Here is a 17,798-nt window from a genome sequence, read left to right on the forward strand (position 1 = left end):
CCCGGACCGGGCTGGCGCGGCGGGGGCCGGCCGGCTCAGCTCAGGTCCGCACCGCGTTGGGCACGGCCCCGCCGTACCTCCTGTCGCGCTTGGCGTAGGTCTCGCAGGCCTCCCACAGGTCACGGCGGTCGAAGTCGGGCCAGAGGCGGTTGAGGAAGACCATCTCGGCGTAGGCCGTCTGCCAGATCAGGAAGTTGGAGGTGCGCTGCTCGCCGGAGGAGCGCACGAACAGGTCCACGTCGGGGATCCCCGGCTCGTCCAGATAGCGGGCGAAGGTCTCCTCCTTCACCCGGCCCGGCTTGACCCGCCCGTCGGCGATGTCCTGGGCCAGGCGCAGCGCGGCGTCCACGATCTCGGCGCGACCGCCGTAGTTGACGCAGAACTGCAGGGTCAGCGTGGAGTTGCCCTCGGTCATCCGCTCGGCGTCCTGCAACTCCTGGATGACGCTCTTCCAGAGCCGTCCCGGCCGACCGGCCCACCGGACCCGGACCCCCATCGCGTGGAGGTCGTCCCGGCGGCGGCGGATGACGTCGCGGTTGAAGCCCATCAGGAAGCGCACCTCGTCGGGGGAGCGCTTCCAGTTCTCGGTGGAGAAGGCATAGGCCGACAGGTAGGGGACGCCCAGTTCGATCGCGCCCTCGATCACGTCGAAGAGCGACGCCTCCCCCGCCTTGTGCCCCTCGGTGCGCGGCAGACCGCGCTGCTTGGCCCATCTGCCGTTGCCGTCCATCACGATCGCCACGTGCCGCGGCACGAGGTCACGGGGGATGGGGGGCGGGGTGGCGCCGGACGGGTGAGGGGACGGGGGACGGATGTTCACGTGGCGGGCTCCCTTTCTACGTGTCGGAGAGAGCGTATGCCGTGCTCCAGGTGCCATTGGAGATAAGCGGCGACCAGGCCGCTGCACTCGACGCGGTGCCGGTGGTCGGAGGCGTCGGCGGTGGGCCAGTCGCCCTTGAGCAGCGAGGCCATCAGGGTGATCGTCTCCCCGGCGGGCACCGCGGCGCCCGCGGGACGGCAGGCCCCGCACACCACTCCCCCCGCCACGATGGCGAAGGCCCGCAGCGCGGTGCCCTTGCACCGGGCGCACGCCTCCAGCGCGGGGGCGTAACCGGCGACGGCCAGCGAGCGCAGGAAGTAGGCGTCGAGCACCAGCCGGGGCTCGTGCTCCCCGCCCCCGAGTGTGCGCAGCCCTCCGACCAGCAGCAGGAACTGCCGCAGGGCCGGCTCCTTCTCCGCCATGATCAGCCGGTCCGCGGTCTCCAGCATCGCGGTGCCCGCCGTGTAGCGCGGGTAGTCGGCCACGAGCGCCTCGCCGTACGGGCGGATGGTCTCGGCCTGGGTGATCACATCGAGCGTGCGGCCGGTGTGGAGTTGAAGGTCGACGTGGGTGAACGGCTCCAGCCGCGCGCCGAAGCGCGACATGGTCCGCCTGACCCCCTTGGCCACACCCCGGATCTTGCCGGTCCGTCTGGTCAGAACGGTGACGATGCGGTCGGCCTCGCCCAGCTTGTGGGTGCGGAGCACGACGCCCTCGTCACGGTACAGACTCACCCGATCAGTCTAGCGGTGACCTGCGTGGCGGGGCTTCAATCATGATCAACGGGCACGGATGGATCACGAGTGCGTGTTGTTCCCCTAAAACTCATTAAACTTTGGCCCCTGGCGACCTCTCCGCGCCATGTTTCACCCCATCCCTGCATGAAAGGGTCCCATGCCCCGCGTGGTCCTGCTGGGTTCATCCCCCGGCCCCGATGCCGCTCCCGGTCAGTCGACCCCGTCCGCCGCGCTGACTCTGCCCGCGCTGCCCGGCTGCCCCACGGTGATCGGCAAGCTGCACGGCCAGCTCGCCTCCCTCGACCCCGCACCGGTGACGATCGCCCGCTCGGGCGACGCCGCGGCCTACCGGGGCCTGCCAGGGCGGCTCGTCCAGACCTCCGATCTGGCCGGCGACCTGCGCGCCGTGGCCGACGCGGTCGAGCACGCCACCGAGAACCTGCTTATCCTCCCGGCCGGCTCACTGATCCACGACGAGCTGATCTACCAGATCACCAAATCGAAGCGCGGCGCGCTCGCGCTGATCGTCAAGGAGCCCCGCGAGGAGGACGAGAACGGCGACGCCATCGTCCCCGACGTCCCCATCGAGGAGGCGCTGCCGGAGATCGGCGACCGGACCCTGGAGGGCCTCCCCGTCCGGGTCCGCGCCGGCAAGTCCCGGGTGATCTCGGTGGGCTCGGCCTTCCACGCGGTCACCCGTCCCAACTCCGTCCTCCTCGGCCCGCTGCACCTGCACCACAAACACGCGGCCACGCTGGCGGAGGCCGCCCGCGAGCTCGCGGACATGGCCCACCTGTTCGGCCCGGAGGACGACCTGGTCCAGCTCCTGGTCCTGGGGTTGGTACGGCGGGGCGTCTCGGTCGGCGTCCGGGGGCGGCGGGACCTGTTCTTCCGCCGGCTGAACACCCCGGAGGAGGCCGCCCAGGCGGTGGCCGAGATGTCGTCGTTCAACGAGGACCAGGCCCGGCTGAACAACGCGGTCAAGGGCGCCGACGGTTTCTTCACGACCTACTTCGTCAGCACCTACTCGCGCTTCATCGCCCGCTGGGCCGCCCGGCGCGGGCTCACGCCCAACCAGGTCACACTGATCTCGATCGCGCTGGGCGTGGTGGCGGCGGCCTGTTTCGCCACCGGCGCGCGGGCCGGGATGGTCGCCGGCGGCATCCTGATCTACTTCGCGTTCGTGTTCGACTGCGTGGACGGGCAGGTCGCCCGCTACGCCCGCAAGTTCGGTGTGCTCGGGGCGTGGCTGGACGCCACCTTCGACCGGTTCAAAGAGTATGTGGTCTTCGCCGGTCTGGCGGTCGGCGCGGCCGTCTCCGGCGTGGGCGACGTGTGGACACTGGCACTGATCGCGCTCGGCGTGCAGTCCATCAGGCACCTGCTGGACTTCTCCTTCGGCGCGGCCAACCGGCGCAGGCCCCCGTCGCCGCTGCCCTCGGTATCGCTGTCGGTCAGTCCCGACACCGACCTTCGCGCGGCCCTGGAGCAGCGGAAGATCGCACGCAGCGGCGGGATCCGCGGCCTGCTGAGGATCTGGGCCAAGGCGGGCAAGTACAAGATCGTTTATTGGGTCCGCAAGATGATCGTGTTCCCGATCGGCGAGCGCTTCGCCGCCATCGCGATCGTCGGCGCCCTCTTCGACGCCCGGGTCACCTTCCTCACCCTGATCATCTGGGGTGGCATCGGCGCCACCTACTCTCTCACCGGACGTCTGATGAGGTCACTCGCATGATCACCCAGCCGCAGACCACCCCCGCCCCGGACCCCTACGAGGAGCGGCTGCGCGTCCAGACCGCCCGGCTCCTCGCCTACCGCGACGACGGCCCGCTGGTGGCGGCGCTCCGCGGCCGGGTCGGCCCGGGACTGCCCCCGGTTCCGTCCGTCGCCGTCGCGCTGCTCGCGATCGTCGCGATGGCGGCGACCGGGCTGCTGAAGGACGGCCCGATCCTGCTCGTCCCAGTGCTGATCATGGTGGCCCTGGTACTGCCGACCGCGGCCCGCGACCACCTGGGCCGGCTCGACTGGCTGGTGCCGCCGCTGATCCGGGGGACCGAGTTTCTCACGATCATCCTGATCGGCCTGGACGCCGGGGCGCCCAAGTGGATGCTGTTCGTGCTGATCTACGTGATCGGTTACCACACCTACGACACGGTGTACCGGACGCGGCAGAGCATCTGGCCGCCCGACTGGGTGTTCAAGGCGGGCCTGGGCTGGGAGATCCGGCTGCTGCTGATCGGCGCCGGGGCCGCGCTGGGCGTGCTGACCTGGGTGCTGGCCGCGCTCACGCTCTACCTCGGCGTGCTGTTCGCCGTGGAGAGCGTGACGAGCTGGGTCCGCCTGGACAAGGCGACGGCGCTCGCCCAGGCCGGTGACGACCTGGAGGCCTCCCCCGAGGAGGCCATGGAGCAGGCCACCGGCGAGGCCGAGACCGCCTGAGACACCTGCGCGGCCGAGACCCCGGCCCGCCGTGAGACCCGGAGCGGCCGTCCGCCGGGGACATGGAGCGATCCCGGGACCGCCGCGGGGCGGGGCCCGGGACACCCGCCGCAGGTGGACTCGTTCCAAAACGGCCTGGACCATCGGGGATCCTCCCGGGCCTCCCGGGGGGGCCGCGAAAGTCTCTCGCGGTCTCTCACTGTGCTAGAAAACAACGTGGAACTAGACAGATTGGATCGTGACATTATCGGGGCGCTCGTCGAGGATGCCCGTGCCACCTACGCGGAGATCGGCCAGCGTGTGGGCCTGTCGGCGTCGGCGGTGAAACGGCGAGTGGACCGGCTGCGCGAGACGGGGGCCATCACCGGATTCACCGCCCGGGTGGAACCCGCGGCGCTCGGCTGGACCACCGAGGCCTATGTGGAGCTGTTCTGCGCGGGTAAGACCTCGCCGGCGGAGATCGGGGTGGCCGTCACCCGTCATCCCGAGGTGGTCTCCGCGTGCACCATCACCGGTGAGGCCGACGCCCTGCTGCACATCAGGGCCACCGATGTGCGCCACGTGGAGCAGGTGATCGAGCGCATCGCCTCGGAGACGTTCGTGGTGCGGACCAAGAGCTCCATCGTGCTCTCCCGCCTGATCGACGCGCCATTGATCACCTCACACAACGAATCGCCGTTCGTCGCCTGAAATACGCAACAAACCCGCGCCAACACGCAAAAACAAGCTCTTGGCCCGCGTGAACCCCCGTTTCTAGGCTTATGCCGTCCTCACCACGACGTCCCTTACGGGGTTTCCATGACCAAGCACTACCTCATGTGTCGGCCCGACCACTTCGCGGTCGAGTACGCGATCAATCCGTGGATGGACCCCGAGTCCGGCGCCGACCGTGAGGTGGCGGTCCGGCAGTGGGAGGGGCTCAAGAGCGCCTACGAGGACCTCGGACACCGGGTCAGCCTGATCGACCCGGTGGAAGGCCTGCCGGACATGGTCTTCGCCGCCAACGGGGCACTGGTCGTCGGCGGCCGGGTGTACGGCGCGCGGTTCACCCACCGGGAGCGCGCGGCCGAGGGGCCCGCCTACCTGGACTGGTTCGCCCGCAACGGCTACGACCGGCTGCACGAGCCCGCCTTCACCAACGAGGGCGAGGGCGACTTCCTCACGCTCGACCATCTGGTGCTGGCCGGGACGGGGTTCCGCACCGACGTCGGCGCGCACGGCGAGGCCCAGGAGTTCCTCGGCCGGCCGACGGTGTCGCTGCGGCTGGTGGACCCGCGGTTCTACCACCTGGACACCGCCCTGTTCCCGCTAAACGGACATAACGTGGCATACTTCCCAGGGGCCTTCTCGGCGGGGAGCCAGGAGGTGCTGCGAAGCCTCTTCCCCGACGCCGTCATCGCAGACGAGAATGACGCGACCGTGCTGGGACTCAACGCGGTCAGCGACGGCACCAACGTGGTCATCAACGCAGAGGCGACCGGCCTCCAGCTGGAGCTCAAGCGTCGCGGCTTCGAGGTCGTCCCGGTGGAGCTGTCGGAGCTCCGCAAGGCAGGCGGCGGCCCCAAGTGCTGCACGTTGGAGATCCGGGGATAACTCAAGGTAGGACGGTCACGAACCAAGGAACGGCGAGTATCGGATGACGAGCACAGAAGAGTTCATTGAACTCAGCGAGCGCCGTAGCGCGCATAACTACCATCCTCTTCCCGTCGTGATCGCCGAGGCGCAGGGCGCCTGGGTGACCGACGTGGAGGGCAAGAGGTTCCTGGACTGCCTGTCGGGCTACTCATCGCTGAACTTCGGCCACGGCAACCCGAAGATCATCGGAGCGGCCCAGGAGCAGCTGGCGAAGCTCACTCTGACCAGCCGCGCCTTCTTCCACGACCAGTTCGCCACCTTCGCCGCCGGCCTGGGCGACCTCACCGGCAAGGACATGGTCCTGCCGATGAACACCGGCGCCGAGGCCGTGGAGACCGCCGTCAAGGTGGCCCGCAAGTGGGGTTACCAGGTCAAGGGCGTGGCCCAGGACCAGGCCAACATCATCGTGATGGAGGACAACTTCCACGGCCGCACCACCACGATCATCAGCTTCTCCACCGATCCGGACGCCCACGACGACTTCGGCCCCTACACCCCCGGTTTCAAGGTCGTGAAGTACGGCTCGATCGAGGCGATCCGCGAGGCCGTCGACGCCAACACCGTCGCGGTGCTGCTGGAGCCCATCCAGGGCGAGGCCGGCGTGCTGATCCCCCCGGACGGCTACCTCGCCCAGGTCCGCGAGCTGTGCACCGCGGAGAACATCCTGATGATCGCCGACGAGATCCAGTCCGGCCTCGGCCGCACCGGAGAGACCTTCGCCTGCGACCACGAGGGGGTCGTGCCCGACGTCTACGTGCTGGGCAAGGCCCTGGGCGGCGGTGTCGTCCCGGTCTCGGCGATCACCGCCGACGAGGACGTGCTCGGCGTGATCAGGCCGGGCCAGCACGGCTCCACCTTCGGCGGCAACCCGCTCGCCTGCGCGGTGGCCGGCGCCGTCATCGAGATGCTCAACACCGGCGAGTACCAGGCCAGGGCCAAGGAGCTCGGGGCGGTGCTGCACGACAGGCTCCGCGGCCTGATCGGCCAGGGCGTGGTCTCGGTACGCTGCCGGGGCCTGTGGGCCGGCATCGACGTCGACCCCTCCCTCGCCACCGGCCGGGAGATCTCCAAGGCGCTGATGCGCCGCGGCGTCCTGGCCAAGGACACCCACGGCTCCACCATCCGCCTCGCCCCGCCGATCGTCGTCTCCGAGGAGGACCTCAACTGGGCCGTCGACCAGCTCGCCGACGCCCTCAGGGAATACGCCGGGTAACCCGGCACGGGCCCGGTACGGCACCGTACAGGACCGTACAGGACCACGCGAGTACGGCCCGCGTCCCGCCTGTCGTTCTCGTGGTCGTCGCGACACCTCGGCCGAGGGCCGCGACGCGCCGCGGGAGCCGGGGGGAGCGAGAGCGCTCACGGGGCGCGGGCCGTATCCGGGCGGACGGACCCCGGGAGCGCTCGCGCCACCGTCCGCCCTGCGCCGGTACCGGCGGCGCTCCCTCGCGGGCACTCCCCGGAGACGTCCCTAGGGGGTGAGCTCCACCGTGCTGATCTCCGAGATCCCGTTGGTTCCGGCGGTGTCCCACCGGACGGAGAGCGGCACGGTGTCCAGCGACAGGCCGGCCACCGCGTTGGAGAACCACGGGCCGTGGATGATCCGCCAGCTGAACGGCGGCCTGGGGATCCTGGCCAGACGGGACAGGCTGCCGCCGATCAGGGTGGCGAGGCCGAACTGCGCGACGATGTTGGCCAGCCGGAGCGTACGGCTCAGCGGATTGCGGATCGGCGAGCAGACAAGCTGGTAGATGGGCAGCCCCTTGGCCTTGGCCACATAGGAGTAGTGCACGTCGCCGGAGAGCAGGACCACGGGCTTGCCCAGCGCCGCGAGCAGCCTGGACAGGTCCTCGAAGGAGCGGCGGAAGGCCGCCCAGTGCTCCAGGTCGACGGCTTGGCGGAGCGCCTCGGACCACCGGGCCACCCGCCTGCCCCAGGCGCCCTGGGCCAGGGCCTCGTTCCAGTTCTGGATGTGGTGGATGCCTGCGGGCAGCAGGAACGGCACCGAGGTGCCGATCACGAAGCGCTCGGCGCCGTCCCGGTGGAGCTGCTCGGTGAGCCACTCCCACTCCACCGGATCGATCATGCGCCGGTCGCCGGGGGTGAGCTGGCGGGCACAGCGCGAGTCGAGCATGATCAGACGGGTGTCGCCGAGGTCGCGGCAGTAGCTCCAGCGGTTGTCGGCGGGGACCTGGTAGGAGTGTTCGGCGAAGGCGTCGAGAAGATCGGCCCCGTCTTCCTCCCCGGCGCACAGCTTGCCGAGCAGTTCGTCGGACGCGCGCTCCGCCGGGGACAGGTTGCCCAGATGCTGGTAGACCCAGTAGGCGCCGAGCCCGGAGACGACCCGGCGCCGCCACCACGAAACCCCGGCCATCTTCTCGCGCCAGGAGGCGGAGGTGTTGAAGTCGTCCCGCAGGTCATGGTCGTCGAAGATCATGGCGCTGGGCACCGTGGAGAGGATCCAGCGGATCTCCGGGTCGGTCCAGGCGACCCGGTACAGCTCGGCGTACTCCTCGAAGTCGGCGATCTCGGTCTTCGGCTCGTCGTCCCTGCGCCCGGCGATGAACTTCAGCATCTCCGCGGAGGGCTCGTCGGCGTAGACCTGGTCGCCGAGCAGCAGGAGCATGTCGGGCCACTCCTCCCGCGGCCGCTCCATCAACGTGCAGCCGTAGGCGCGCAGAACGTCCACCCCGTGGGAGACGGTGTGCGGCATGTCGTGCGGCACGCTGGTCCGGCAGGAACCGAACATCACCCGCCGCGGCCCTCCGGGGCCGAGAAGCCGGATGTGGCTGGGCGGCTGGTCCGGCAACGGCCAGACGGCCCTCCCGCCGAGGCGGACCTCATAGGTCCCTTCCCCGGAGACGTCCACGATCGCATAGTGGTGGCCGTGCACGGAGAACGTCCGCGCCCGCGTCTCCACCCCGCCGACCTCGACCGTCACCTCACACGGCTCGCTGGTCTCCACCCATATCGACGCGCTCGTCTCGTCCACGTAACGCAGCAGCGGCCCGACCACCAGTTCCGGCACGTTCAACCCCTCAGCCACTACTCAACCGGCGGGCTCCGACGTCCTGAAGCCCGCCCTGTCGGCACGTCCCATCACGGTGCCCGGACCTTCACAGTGCCCGGACACCGGGGCGGATAACAACGGATGACACCAAAGTAGGGGAATACCCAAAACGCGGCCACAGGATCGCAAGTGACCGCACCACCTGGTAAAAGTATGACAAATCATCCGGTGGCCACCGTCCGCCGTGCAAGGTGACCGCCGGCCGCGCTCTCGCCCACGACACGGTCAGATCCCCGGCGGGGCCGGGCCGCACGGCGGCTCATCCGGGCGGGCGCCGCGATGACGGCCCCCGGGGCCGCCCGCGGGATCTTTGAGCTTTTTTACCCTCTCTTTAAGGTCGTCAAGGGCGTCCGTGCCCGGCGTCACCGGGCACTCGGGCAGGTCGCGGGGGGACCCTCGGAAAACTCGGGCGGGTTCCCGGCGCCCCTCAGGAACGGAGGGCCGGGCCCACGACGAGACGCTCGGCCGACGGCCTGCCGGAGGCCGGCGCGTCCAGGGCGTGGACCAGTCTCTCCAGTTCGAGCATGAGCCGCTCGGTGCGCTCGGTGCCGTAGGCGTCCTCGATCACCCGGTGGTGTCCGGCGACCCCGCCCTCGACCCGGTCCAGCAGCTCGGCTCCCCGGCCGGCGAGGAAGACCGCGACCTTGCGGCGGTCGGCCGGGTCGTGTCCGCGGTAGACCAGCGAACGGTCGATGAGCCGGTCGATCGCCTTGGTCAGCGTCGGGTGCGGCATCAGCACGGCCTCGGCCAGGTCTCCCATGGAGTGGCCGCGATCGTCGGCGAGAGCACGCAGGATGCGCCACTGCTCCACGGTCACGTCCTCGGCGGTCAGCACGGCCGCGAGCCCCCGGTTGACACTGCGTTCGGCCCTGCTGAGGAGGTAGGCGAGCGAGGATCCCAGTCCGGTCGTCACCACGTGAAAACTCCCGCCTGCTATCCCGGCTAAGTAATGGACCTGCCATACCCGTCTTTTCAGGAGGATACTCGTCCCTGTGGCAGAAGCCATCACACCGGTCATCGAGCCCCTGGAAGCACAGCTGCTCCAGGGAAACGGTCTGCGCGTCGGGCTCGTGGTCCCCGTCTCCGGAGTCCTCGGGCTTGTGGGGCCGTGCGCGATCAACTGCGCGATCCTCGCCGCCGACGAGGTGAACCTCGCGGGCGGGATGCTCGGCAGGCCGATCGAGCTGGTGCTCATCGACGGTGGCCGCCCGCAGGAACAGGTGGCGGCCGAGGTCGGCGGGCTGGCGCGCACCGGGGTGGTCGACGCGGTGGTCGGCACCTGCGGCAGCGACGTGCGGATCGCGACGGTCCGGGCGCTGGCCGGGCGCATACCGTTCGTCTACGCCCCGCCGTACGAGGGGGGCGGCCAGGCCCCGGGGGTCTACTTCCTGGGCGAGACGCCCGAACACCAGCTCCGACCCGGCCTCGACTGGCTGATCGAGCGGCGCCGGGCCCGCAGGTGGTTCATGCTGGGCAACGACTACGTCTGGCCCCGTCTGGTCCACGCGGCGGCCCGCCGTCATCTGGCCGCCGGCGGCGTGACGGTGGTCGGCGAGCGATTCGTCCCGTACGGCAGCCGGAATCTGGCCCCGGTGCTGGAGGAGCTGGTCGCCAGCCGGCCCGACGCGGTGCTGCTCAGCCTGATCGGCAGCGACCTGGTCACCTTCAACCGGGCCTACGGCGCGGCCGGCCTGCCCTATCCCCGGCTCTGCGGAGCGCTGGAGGAGCACGGCCTGCTCGGCATCGGCGGCGACGCGACCGGCGAGCTCTACGGCGCGATGGGATACTTCGCGAGCCTCGTCACCGACGACAGCCTCAGCCTCGGCGAGCGCTACGCCCGCCGCTTCGGCTCCAGCGCGCCCCTGCTGAACGGGCACGGCCAGGGCTGCTACGAGGCGGTTCTGATGCTCACCGCCCTCGCCCGCCGCGCCGGGACCCTCCACGTCCCGGTGGTGGACGCGATCGCCGACGGCACCTCCGTCGTCACCGCGCGCGGGCGCCTGACCATGCGGAACCGGATGGTACGGCGGGGCGCGCACATCGGCCGGGCGGACGGCCTCGACTTCGACATAGTCCGCTGAGAATCCGCACCGGAAAACCTTTCCGTTTCAAGGATTGATCCTAAAGTGATCACGAGCACTCTCTACGAGGAGCAGGTCCATGACCACTGAACCCTCCCTGGAGCAGTTCGGTTACCGGCAGGAACTCCACAGGTCCCTCAGCTTCACCGACCTGCTCGTCTACGGCCTGATCTTCATGGTCCCGATCGCGCCGTTCGGCATCTTCGGCGGGGTCTTCCAGGCCTCGGGGGGCATGGTCGCGCTCGCGTACGTCATCGGCATGATCGCGATGGCCTTCACCGCGCTGTCCTACGCGCAGATGGCCCGGGCCTTCCCGATGGCCGGATCGGTCTACACCTACGCGGGCCGCGGCATCGCGGCGCCCGTCGGCTTCCTGGCCGGGTGGGTGATCCTGCTCGACTACGTCCTGGTGCCCGCGCTGCTCTATCTCATCGCGAGCGCGGCGATGGCCTCCTTCGTGCCGGTCATCCCGATCTGGGGCTGGCTGATCATGTTCGTGGTGCTCAACACGGCCGTCAACCACGCCGGCATCCGGATGACCGCGCGGATCACGAAGATCATGCTGGTCGGTGAGCTCATCGTGCTGGGGATCTTCATCGTCGTCGGCCTGGTCGCGCTGGCCCGGGGCAAGGCCCAGTCGGGCGCGCTCACCCCGCTGTTCGACTCCTCGACCTTCTCCTGGCCACTCGTCTTCGGCGCGGTCTCGATCGCGGTGCTCTCCTTCCTCGGCTTCGACGGCATCTCGATGCTGGCCGAGGAGAGCCGGGTGGACAGCCGCAGGCTCGGCACGTCCATGATCGCCGCGCTGGGGCTGGCGGGCGTGCTGTTCATCGCGCAGACCTGGGTGGCCGCGCTGCTGACGCCCGACAGGCACGAACTGCTGACCAAGGGCGATCCCGCGGGCTCCGCGTTCTACGACATGGCCGAGTTCGCCGGCGGCCACTGGCTCGGAATCCTGACCGCCGTCGCCACGGCCATCGCCTGGGGCTTCGCCAACTCCCTGGTCGCCCAGGCGGCGACCTCGCGCCTGCTGTACGCGATGGCCCGCGACCACCAGCTGCCCGCCTTCCTGGCCAAGGTCCATCCCAGGCACCGGGTGCCGGTCAACGCCACCCTGCTCGTGGCCGCGGTCTCCCTGGTCGTCGGGCTCTACCTGACCACCAGGGACGACGGCATTCCGCTGATCAGCGGGCTGGTCAACTTCGGCGCGATGACCGCCTTCCTGGCGCTGCACGTCTCGGTGGTCGTCCACTACTTCGCGCGGCGGGGCAGCCGCGACTGGTGGCGGCACCTGATCGCCCCGGTGATCGGCTTCGCGATCCTGATCTATGTGGTGATCAACGCCGGCATCGCGGCGCAGACCCTCGGCCTCACCTGGCTCGGCATCGGCGTGGTGCTGCTCGTCGTCTCCTACGCCCTCGGCCGCCGCCCCACACTGCACACCCTGAACGAACCTCAGGAGACCCCGTAGACCCCGTAGACCCCCGCCGGACGATCCCCGCCGGCGGCCTCCCACAACGCGCGGCCCCTCCGCCCCGCCCATCAGATCACACGAGGACAGACATGTTCGACATCCTTCCCACGGTGGAAGAGAGCCTCACCCCGGCCCTCCTCACCCCGGCTCTCTCCAGAACGGCCCTTCTCAGCGCGGTGACGGGCCGCGGCCGGACGGGCGCCCGGTGAACGTCCTCTCCTACCGTCCGTCACCGCGGGACCTGAGCTACACCTTCGGCGGCCGGGCCGCCGTGGCCGTGATCAGGCCCGGCACGATCGTCGAGATGTTCACCGAGGACTGCTTCGCCGGCCGGGTCCGCTCGGTCGAGGACATGCCGTCCCGGGTCTGCGACTTCCCCTTCCTGAACCCGGTCACCGGCCCCTTCCACGTCGAGGGCGCCGAACCCGGCGACACGCTCGCGCTGCACTTCGTCTCCATCACCCCGGCCAGGGACTGGGCGGTGTCCGCCACCTTCCCGCACTTCGGCGCGCTGACCGGCACGCATGCCACGCCCATGCTCGCCCCGCCACTGGACGAGGTCGTCTGGCGCTACGACATCGACGTGGAGAGAGGGGTGGTCCGCTACCACGCCCGCAGGAGCGACTTCACCGCCGAACTCCCGCTGGACCCGATGCACGGCACGGTCGGGGTGGCGCCCGCCGCGTCCGAGGTCCGCATGACGATCGTCCCGGACACCCACGGCGGCAACATGGACACCCCCGAGCTGCGCGCCGGGGTGACCGTCTACCTCGGGGTCAACGTCGAGGGCGGGCTGTTCTCGGTGGGCGACGGGCACGCCCGCCAGGGACACGGCGAGGTGTGCGGAACGGCCGTGGAGGCGGCCATGGACACCGTGGTCGCGGTCGGGCTGATCAAGGGCGTCGTCACCCCCTGGCCGCGGATGGAGGACGACGGCCACCTGATGTCGACCGGTTCGGCGCGCCCGCTGGAGGACGCGTACCGGATCAGCCAGCACGACCTGGTCACCTGGACCTCCGAGCTCACCGGCCTGGACATCCTGGACGCCTACCAGCTGGTCAGCCAGATCGGCGAGGCTCCGGTCGGCAACGTCTGCGACGGCAACTACACGATGGTCGCCAAGCTCCCCAAGTCCTGCCTCCGCGGGGCGGACGTCTACGGGTCGGCCCACGAGCGCCTGCGGGCCCTGGGCCGGCGGTATCTGGCCCGGCGCTGACGCCCGGCCGTCACCCCGGAGGGGCGTCCCGTGTCACACCGCGCGCCACCAGGCGACCGTCGCGGCCAGCGCCTCGTCCATCGGGGTCGGCGCCAGGCCGAAGGTGTGCCGGAAGGCGGTGGAGTCGAGCACGAAGGGCCGGACGAACTGGTAGCGCAGTTCCTCCAGCTCGCCGAGCAACGGTGAGAAGGCCCCCGCCGTACGGACCAGCCAGTGCGGCATGACCTTGACCCCCGGGTTCGGGACCCCGGCGAGCGCGCACAGCCGGTCCGCGATCCGGCGGACCGTCATCGGCTCACCCGTCGGGATGTGCCAGGCACGGCCCCACGACCGGTCGTCGGCGGCGGCCGCCACGAGGGCGCGGGCCACGTCGGGCACGTAGGTCCAGCTGTGCGGCAGGTCCGGGTCGCCGAGATGGCGCACCGGCCTGCCGCCGAGCAGCCGGGGGACGAACCTGTCCCCCAGGTGCGACTGGTCGCGGCAGCCGGGGCCGAAGTAGTCGGATCCGCGCACCTCCGTCACCCGGACCCGGCCGGCGGCGTGCGCGGCCAGCGCCTCCCGCCACATGCGGACCCGGACGGCGCCCTTGACGCTGGGCGGTGTGAGCGGGTCGTCCTCCCGCATCGGACGATCCGGCGCGGCGTAGACGTAGAGGTTTCCGAGGATGACGTAGCCGGCGCCGGTGGTCTCGGCCGCGGCCAGCAGCGACCCGGCGAGCGGCGGCCAGTCCCGCGCCCAGCGGTGGTAGGACGGGTTGACGCAGTTGTAGAGGGTGCCGGCCCCCCGGGTCAGGTGGGCCATCCGCTCCCGGTCGGCCGCGTCCGCGGCCACCTTCCGGACTCCCGGGAGGTCGGGCCCGGAGCCCGACCGGCTGACCAGGACGACCTCGTGCCCCTGCTCCGCCAGCAACCGGGCGACCTGGGAGCCGACCTGCCCGGCCCCCGCGACGACGTGCTTACCCATCGGAACCTTTCCTTTCACTGGTTTTCACCGATCGCTCACCGGTTTCACAACGGCCGTGGCGCGGCGTAGAGGACGGCGAAGGCGATCCCGGGCGACCGGCCGCGACCGGCGCCGCGGCGCCGCCACCGGACCGGAACGTCTCCAGAGCGACAGCGCCGCTCCGTTCTGAGAGCAATGCTCTCCCTAAAGAGCGATGCCGGTCAAGAGCGCTGCTCTCTTTTATTTACAGCGCTCTGGTAAGGTCCCGGCATGAGCTCAAGCCGTACAGCGCGAGAACGGGTCCGGGCCGAGCTGACCCGCGAGATCACCGACATCGCCCGCGGTCAGCTGGCCGTCGACGGGGCCGCCGGCCTCTCACTGCGCGCGGTCGCCCGCGAGATGGGAATGGTCTCCTCGGCGGTCTACCGCTACTTCCCGTCGCGAGACGACCTGCTCACAGCCCTGATCATCGACGGCTACAACGCCGTCGGCGAAGCCGTGGAACAGGCCGACGCGGCCCGCCCCCGCGAGGACCACACCGGCCGATGGCTGGCGGTGTGCCATGCCGTACGGGGCTGGGCACTGGCCCATCCACACGAGTACGCCCTGCTGTACGGCTCGCCGGTGCCCGGCTACCGGGCCCCGGCCGACACCGTCGCCGCCGCGGTCCGCGACACCGTCGTCTACGGCCGGATCATCTCCGACGCCTGGCACGCCGGAACCCTGAACCCTCCGGACATCTGCCCGCCCCCGCCCCCCTCCTTCGCCGAGGACGCGGCCCGGGTGCGCGAGATGATGCCCGAGGTCCCCGACGACGTGGTGGCACGCGCCCTGATCGTGTGGACCGGCCTGTTCGGCTGGATCGGCTTCGAACTGTTCGGCCAGTTCACCAACGCGATCCTCGACCCCGGCACGGCCTTCGACCACGCCGCCCACTGCCACGCCCGCTTCCTCGGCCTGCCCGGCTGAGCCGGGAAACCCATAGGAGGCTGACGTCCTCCCCCGCGTGAGGGCGGGGGATTCCGGCCTGTCTCCTCCACAGGAAGTCACGAGATTCGTAACGCTTTCGCGTCTGGTGTGATATTTGAGAGTAAATTGGCTCTCGGTGAGCCACCCCCGCAGGCGAGAGGCGTTTCCGATTTCATGGTGGACAGTCCCATTCACGGCGAAGGCGTAACGGTCCGCGCTCTCTTCGAGAAGAATTCCTTCGCACTGGACTACTACCAGCGGGAATACACCTGGACTCGCGACGAGGTCCGGACGCTGATCGAAGACCTCAGCCATCGATTCCTGGCCCAGTGGCACCCCCGGCACGGACGCGACAAGGTCAACGCCTACTCCCCCTACTTTCTCGGCCCCTACGTCTATCACCTGAGCGAGGGCCGTACGTTCCTCGTCGACGGCCAGCAGCGGATCACCACGCTGCACCTGCTGCTGATCTATCTCCGGCAACTGCTGGACGATCAGGGCGAGAACATCTACGCCAAGGAACTGGAGGGGCTCTCCTACACCGCCCGGCACGGCAGGCGCAGCTTCAAGGTCGGGGCCTCCGAGGAGCTCACCCGCGCGCGGCTGCTCAACGCCCTCGTCACCGATTGGAACGGTCTCGGCGGCTTTCTCCTGCCCGACGACGCGCATGTCTCGGTGCGCAATCTGCACGACCGGAGCAGGGAGATCGACGAGGACTTCCCCGAGACGCTGCGGGACGAGGCGCTGGTGCCCTTCGTACAGTGGCTGCTCGACCGGGTGTGCCTGGTCGGCATCAAGGCCCTCGACCAGGAGAACGGGCGCGAGATCTTCGTGTCCATGAACGACCGGGGCCTGCGGCCGAGCCCCGTCGACCTGCTCAAGGGGCACCTGTTCCGGCGGCTCAGCCCACCGGAACGCGACGATCTCGGCAGGTCGTGGGCCGATATGCTGGCCCGTCTCACGGCCTCCGAGGGCGACTCCCCCGAGGCCAACGCGCCCAGTTCCTATGTCCGCTCATTCCTCCTCAGTCAGTACGCGAGTCTCGGTGAGACGTCCACCGACGCCGCCGAGATCGAGCGGGCCTTCCACGAGTGGGTCCTGCGCAACGAGATCCACCTGGGCCTCGATGGCCAGGCCGGCACCCGGGAGTTCATCAAGAGGCTCACCCACATGTCCGAGCGCTACTGCGTGATGCTCCGGGCCCGCCAGAGGTTCAGGCCCGACCTCGCCTCGGTCTTCTTCAACGGCTACAACGGCATCGACGACCAGTTCACCCTGCTGCTCGCCATCGCCTCCCCCGACGACCCCGACCGGGTGTTCATCGAGAAGTGCTCGATGGCCGCCGCCTTCCTCGACCTGGTCTACGTCCGGCGATGCGTCAACAACCTGCCGGTACAGCGTCGCGACCTCAACGAGATCGTTCATCGGACGATCCCCCTCCTGCGGATCTGCCGGACGCCCGGCGACGTCGCCACGGTTCTCGGCCGGGAGGCATCCCTGCCGCAACCAGGGTTCCAGGAGCTGGGTTCCTTCGGACTCCGGCCGAACAACCGCCGCGTCGTCCGCTACCTGCTCGCCCGCATGACCGCCCACGTCCAGCGCCAGTGCGAGGGCAGGAACGAGGAGGGCAACTACCTCCACGGGACGGGCAGCTACGAGATCGAGCACATCTGGGCCAACCACTTCGAGCGTCATCGGGCCGCGAGGGTCGAGACCGAGAGGGACTTCGACCACTGGCGCAACCGGCTCGGCGCTCTGCTGCTCCTGCCCAAGTCCGTCAACGCGAGCTTCCGCGACGATCCCTACGAGCGCAAGCTTGAGCATTACTACGCCGAGAACCGGCTCGCCGCCTCCCTGCACCCCAAGAGCCGGACGCGAAACACACCGTTCACCAACTACCTGAGGTCCTCCGGCCTCGACATGGCCTTCCAGCCCTGCCCGGCGTTCGGCGTCCAGCAGATCGAGCAGCGGCAACATCTGTACCGGCTGCTCTGCGAGGAGATCTGGAACCCGGCCGGACTCGGCTTCAGGCTGCCCGTGATCCCCGTCCCCAAGCCGGTCACCCCGCCGCGCCCCCGCACCTCGCGCGTCGGGCTCCGCGATCTCATCGAGACCGGGCTGATACCGCCAGGCTCCAAGATCTTCCGACGGGTCAGGGGCGATGTCCACTTCGCCACCATCGAGCAGGATGGCGTGATCAGGCTGGACACCGGGGAACCGTTCCACTCCCTGTCGGCGGCTGGCCGGGCGGTCGCCAAGACCAGCGCATGCGCGGGCTGGGACGTCTGGCGAATCGACCGCGACGGCGCCGCCATCCCGTTGAAGAGCCTCCGCGAAGAGGCCGTCAACCGCGGCCTTACCGACATCAAGCGCTGAACTTCCACCGGCCACGGGTGAAACGTGATCCGGGCGATG

At 69.9% G+C, this 17,798-nt stretch carries 15 protein-coding genes; 10 read left to right on the plus strand and 5 right to left on the minus strand.

Annotated features, from left to right (window positions below; all coding sequences use genetic code 11):
* Positions 1 to 40: 40 nt before the first annotated feature.
* Together ABZ194_RS06315 and recO are read right to left on the minus strand one after the other, a co-directional pair.
* Positions 41 to 820, minus strand: a complete 780-nt coding sequence (locus tag ABZ194_RS06315; protein WP_355592942.1) for an isoprenyl transferase — start codon at positions 818 to 820, stop codon at positions 41 to 43.
* Positions 817 to 1,554: a DNA repair protein RecO gene (gene recO, locus ABZ194_RS06320; RefSeq protein WP_355592944.1), complete on the minus strand. Its 738-nt coding sequence runs from the start codon at positions 1,552 to 1,554 to the stop codon at positions 817 to 819. Before recO ends, ABZ194_RS06315 begins: the two co-directional genes overlap by 4 nt.
* A gap of 160 nt (positions 1,555 to 1,714) precedes the next feature.
* Here recO and ABZ194_RS06325 point away from each other — a divergent pair, with 160 nt between their 5' ends.
* The 5 genes from ABZ194_RS06325 (at position 1,715) to rocD (ending at position 6,844) form a co-directional block, all read left to right on the plus strand.
* Complete coding sequence (locus ABZ194_RS06325; RefSeq protein ID WP_355592946.1) at positions 1,715 to 3,292, plus strand: CDP-alcohol phosphatidyltransferase family protein; 1,578 nt, start codon at positions 1,715 to 1,717, stop codon at positions 3,290 to 3,292.
* Positions 3,289 to 3,996 (plus strand): DUF5941 domain-containing protein, encoded by a 708-nt coding sequence (locus tag ABZ194_RS06330; protein WP_355592948.1) that lies wholly within the window; start codon positions 3,289 to 3,291, stop codon positions 3,994 to 3,996. The genes ABZ194_RS06325 and ABZ194_RS06330 overlap by 4 nt, the downstream gene beginning before the upstream one ends.
* Positions 3,997 to 4,212: 216 nt before the next feature.
* Positions 4,213 to 4,686, plus strand: a complete 474-nt coding sequence (locus ABZ194_RS06335) for an Lrp/AsnC family transcriptional regulator (protein ID WP_355592950.1) — start codon at positions 4,213 to 4,215, stop codon at positions 4,684 to 4,686.
* Positions 4,687 to 4,794: 108 nt separating this feature from the next.
* The gene (ddaH, locus tag ABZ194_RS06340) at positions 4,795 to 5,589 is read left to right on the plus strand and encodes a dimethylargininase (RefSeq protein WP_355592952.1); all 795 of its coding nucleotides are present in this window, start codon (positions 4,795 to 4,797) and stop codon (positions 5,587 to 5,589) included.
* Between the two features lie 43 nt (positions 5,590 to 5,632).
* Positions 5,633 to 6,844: an ornithine--oxo-acid transaminase gene (gene rocD, locus ABZ194_RS06345; protein ID WP_355592954.1), complete on the plus strand. Its 1,212-nt coding sequence runs from the start codon at positions 5,633 to 5,635 to the stop codon at positions 6,842 to 6,844.
* A 258-nt stretch (positions 6,845 to 7,102) separates the two neighbouring features.
* On the opposite strand, the gene ABZ194_RS06350 is transcribed toward rocD, so the two are convergent.
* A complete protein-coding gene (locus ABZ194_RS06350; protein ID WP_355592956.1) occupies positions 7,103 to 8,659 on the minus strand; it encodes an alkaline phosphatase D family protein in 1,557 nt (518 codons plus the stop codon).
* A gap of 469 nt (positions 8,660 to 9,128) precedes the next feature.
* The gene (locus tag ABZ194_RS06355; protein ID WP_355592958.1) at positions 9,129 to 9,614 is read right to left on the minus strand and encodes a MarR family transcriptional regulator; all 486 of its coding nucleotides are present in this window, start codon (positions 9,612 to 9,614) and stop codon (positions 9,129 to 9,131) included.
* A 79-nt stretch (positions 9,615 to 9,693) separates the two neighbouring features.
* On the opposite strand from ABZ194_RS06355, the gene ABZ194_RS06360 reads away from it, so the two are divergent.
* The 3 genes from ABZ194_RS06360 (at position 9,694) to ABZ194_RS06370 (ending at position 13,472) form a co-directional block, all read left to right on the plus strand.
* The gene (locus ABZ194_RS06360; RefSeq protein ID WP_355592960.1) at positions 9,694 to 10,782 is read left to right on the plus strand and encodes a substrate-binding domain-containing protein; all 1,089 of its coding nucleotides are present in this window, start codon (positions 9,694 to 9,696) and stop codon (positions 10,780 to 10,782) included.
* A 79-nt stretch (positions 10,783 to 10,861) separates the two neighbouring features.
* Positions 10,862 to 12,253, plus strand: coding sequence for an APC family permease (locus tag ABZ194_RS06365; protein WP_355592962.1), 1,392 nt, complete (start codon positions 10,862 to 10,864; stop codon positions 12,251 to 12,253).
* A 208-nt stretch (positions 12,254 to 12,461) separates the two neighbouring features.
* The gene (locus tag ABZ194_RS06370; protein ID WP_355592964.1) at positions 12,462 to 13,472 is read left to right on the plus strand and encodes an acetamidase/formamidase family protein; all 1,011 of its coding nucleotides are present in this window, start codon (positions 12,462 to 12,464) and stop codon (positions 13,470 to 13,472) included.
* 33 nt (positions 13,473 to 13,505) lie between these two features.
* Here the strand turns inward: ABZ194_RS06370 and ABZ194_RS06375 are convergent, their stop codons facing one another.
* A complete protein-coding gene (locus ABZ194_RS06375; protein WP_355592966.1) occupies positions 13,506 to 14,435 on the minus strand; it encodes an NAD-dependent epimerase/dehydratase family protein in 930 nt (309 codons plus the stop codon).
* Between the two features lie 249 nt (positions 14,436 to 14,684).
* Here ABZ194_RS06375 and ABZ194_RS06380 point away from each other — a divergent pair, with 249 nt between their 5' ends.
* Positions 14,685 to 15,383 (plus strand): TetR/AcrR family transcriptional regulator, encoded by a 699-nt coding sequence (locus tag ABZ194_RS06380; protein ID WP_355592968.1) that lies wholly within the window; start codon positions 14,685 to 14,687, stop codon positions 15,381 to 15,383.
* Between the two features lie 177 nt (positions 15,384 to 15,560).
* Positions 15,561 to 17,759 (plus strand): DUF262 domain-containing protein, encoded by a 2,199-nt coding sequence (locus tag ABZ194_RS06385; protein WP_355592971.1) that lies wholly within the window; start codon positions 15,561 to 15,563, stop codon positions 17,757 to 17,759.
* Positions 17,760 to 17,798 lie beyond the last annotated feature (39 nt).

The organism is Streptosporangium sp. NPDC006007 (assembly GCF_040614315.1).
Classification (GTDB): domain Bacteria; phylum Actinomycetota; class Actinomycetes; order Streptosporangiales; family Streptosporangiaceae; genus Streptosporangium.

Excerpts from the sequence above, each read along its gene's own strand:
- ABZ194_RS06325 (WP_355592946.1), top strand. The coding sequence starts at position 1,715 with ATGCCCCGCGTGGTCCTGCTGGGTTCATCCCCCGGCCCCGATGCCGCT.
- ABZ194_RS06380 (WP_355592968.1), top strand. The coding sequence starts at position 14,685 with ATGAGCTCAAGCCGTACAGCGCGAGAACGGGTCCGGGCCGAGCTGACC.
- ABZ194_RS06365 (WP_355592962.1), top strand. The coding sequence starts at position 10,862 with ATGACCACTGAACCCTCCCTGGAGCAGTTCGGTTACCGGCAGGAACTC.
- ddaH (WP_355592952.1), top strand. The coding sequence starts at position 4,795 with ATGACCAAGCACTACCTCATGTGTCGGCCCGACCACTTCGCGGTCGAG.
- rocD (WP_355592954.1), top strand. The coding sequence starts at position 5,633 with ATGACGAGCACAGAAGAGTTCATTGAACTCAGCGAGCGCCGTAGCGCG.
- ABZ194_RS06330 (WP_355592948.1), top strand. The coding sequence starts at position 3,289 with ATGATCACCCAGCCGCAGACCACCCCCGCCCCGGACCCCTACGAGGAG.
- ABZ194_RS06375 (WP_355592966.1), bottom strand. The coding sequence starts at position 14,435 with ATGGGTAAGCACGTCGTCGCGGGGGCCGGGCAGGTCGGCTCCCAGGTC.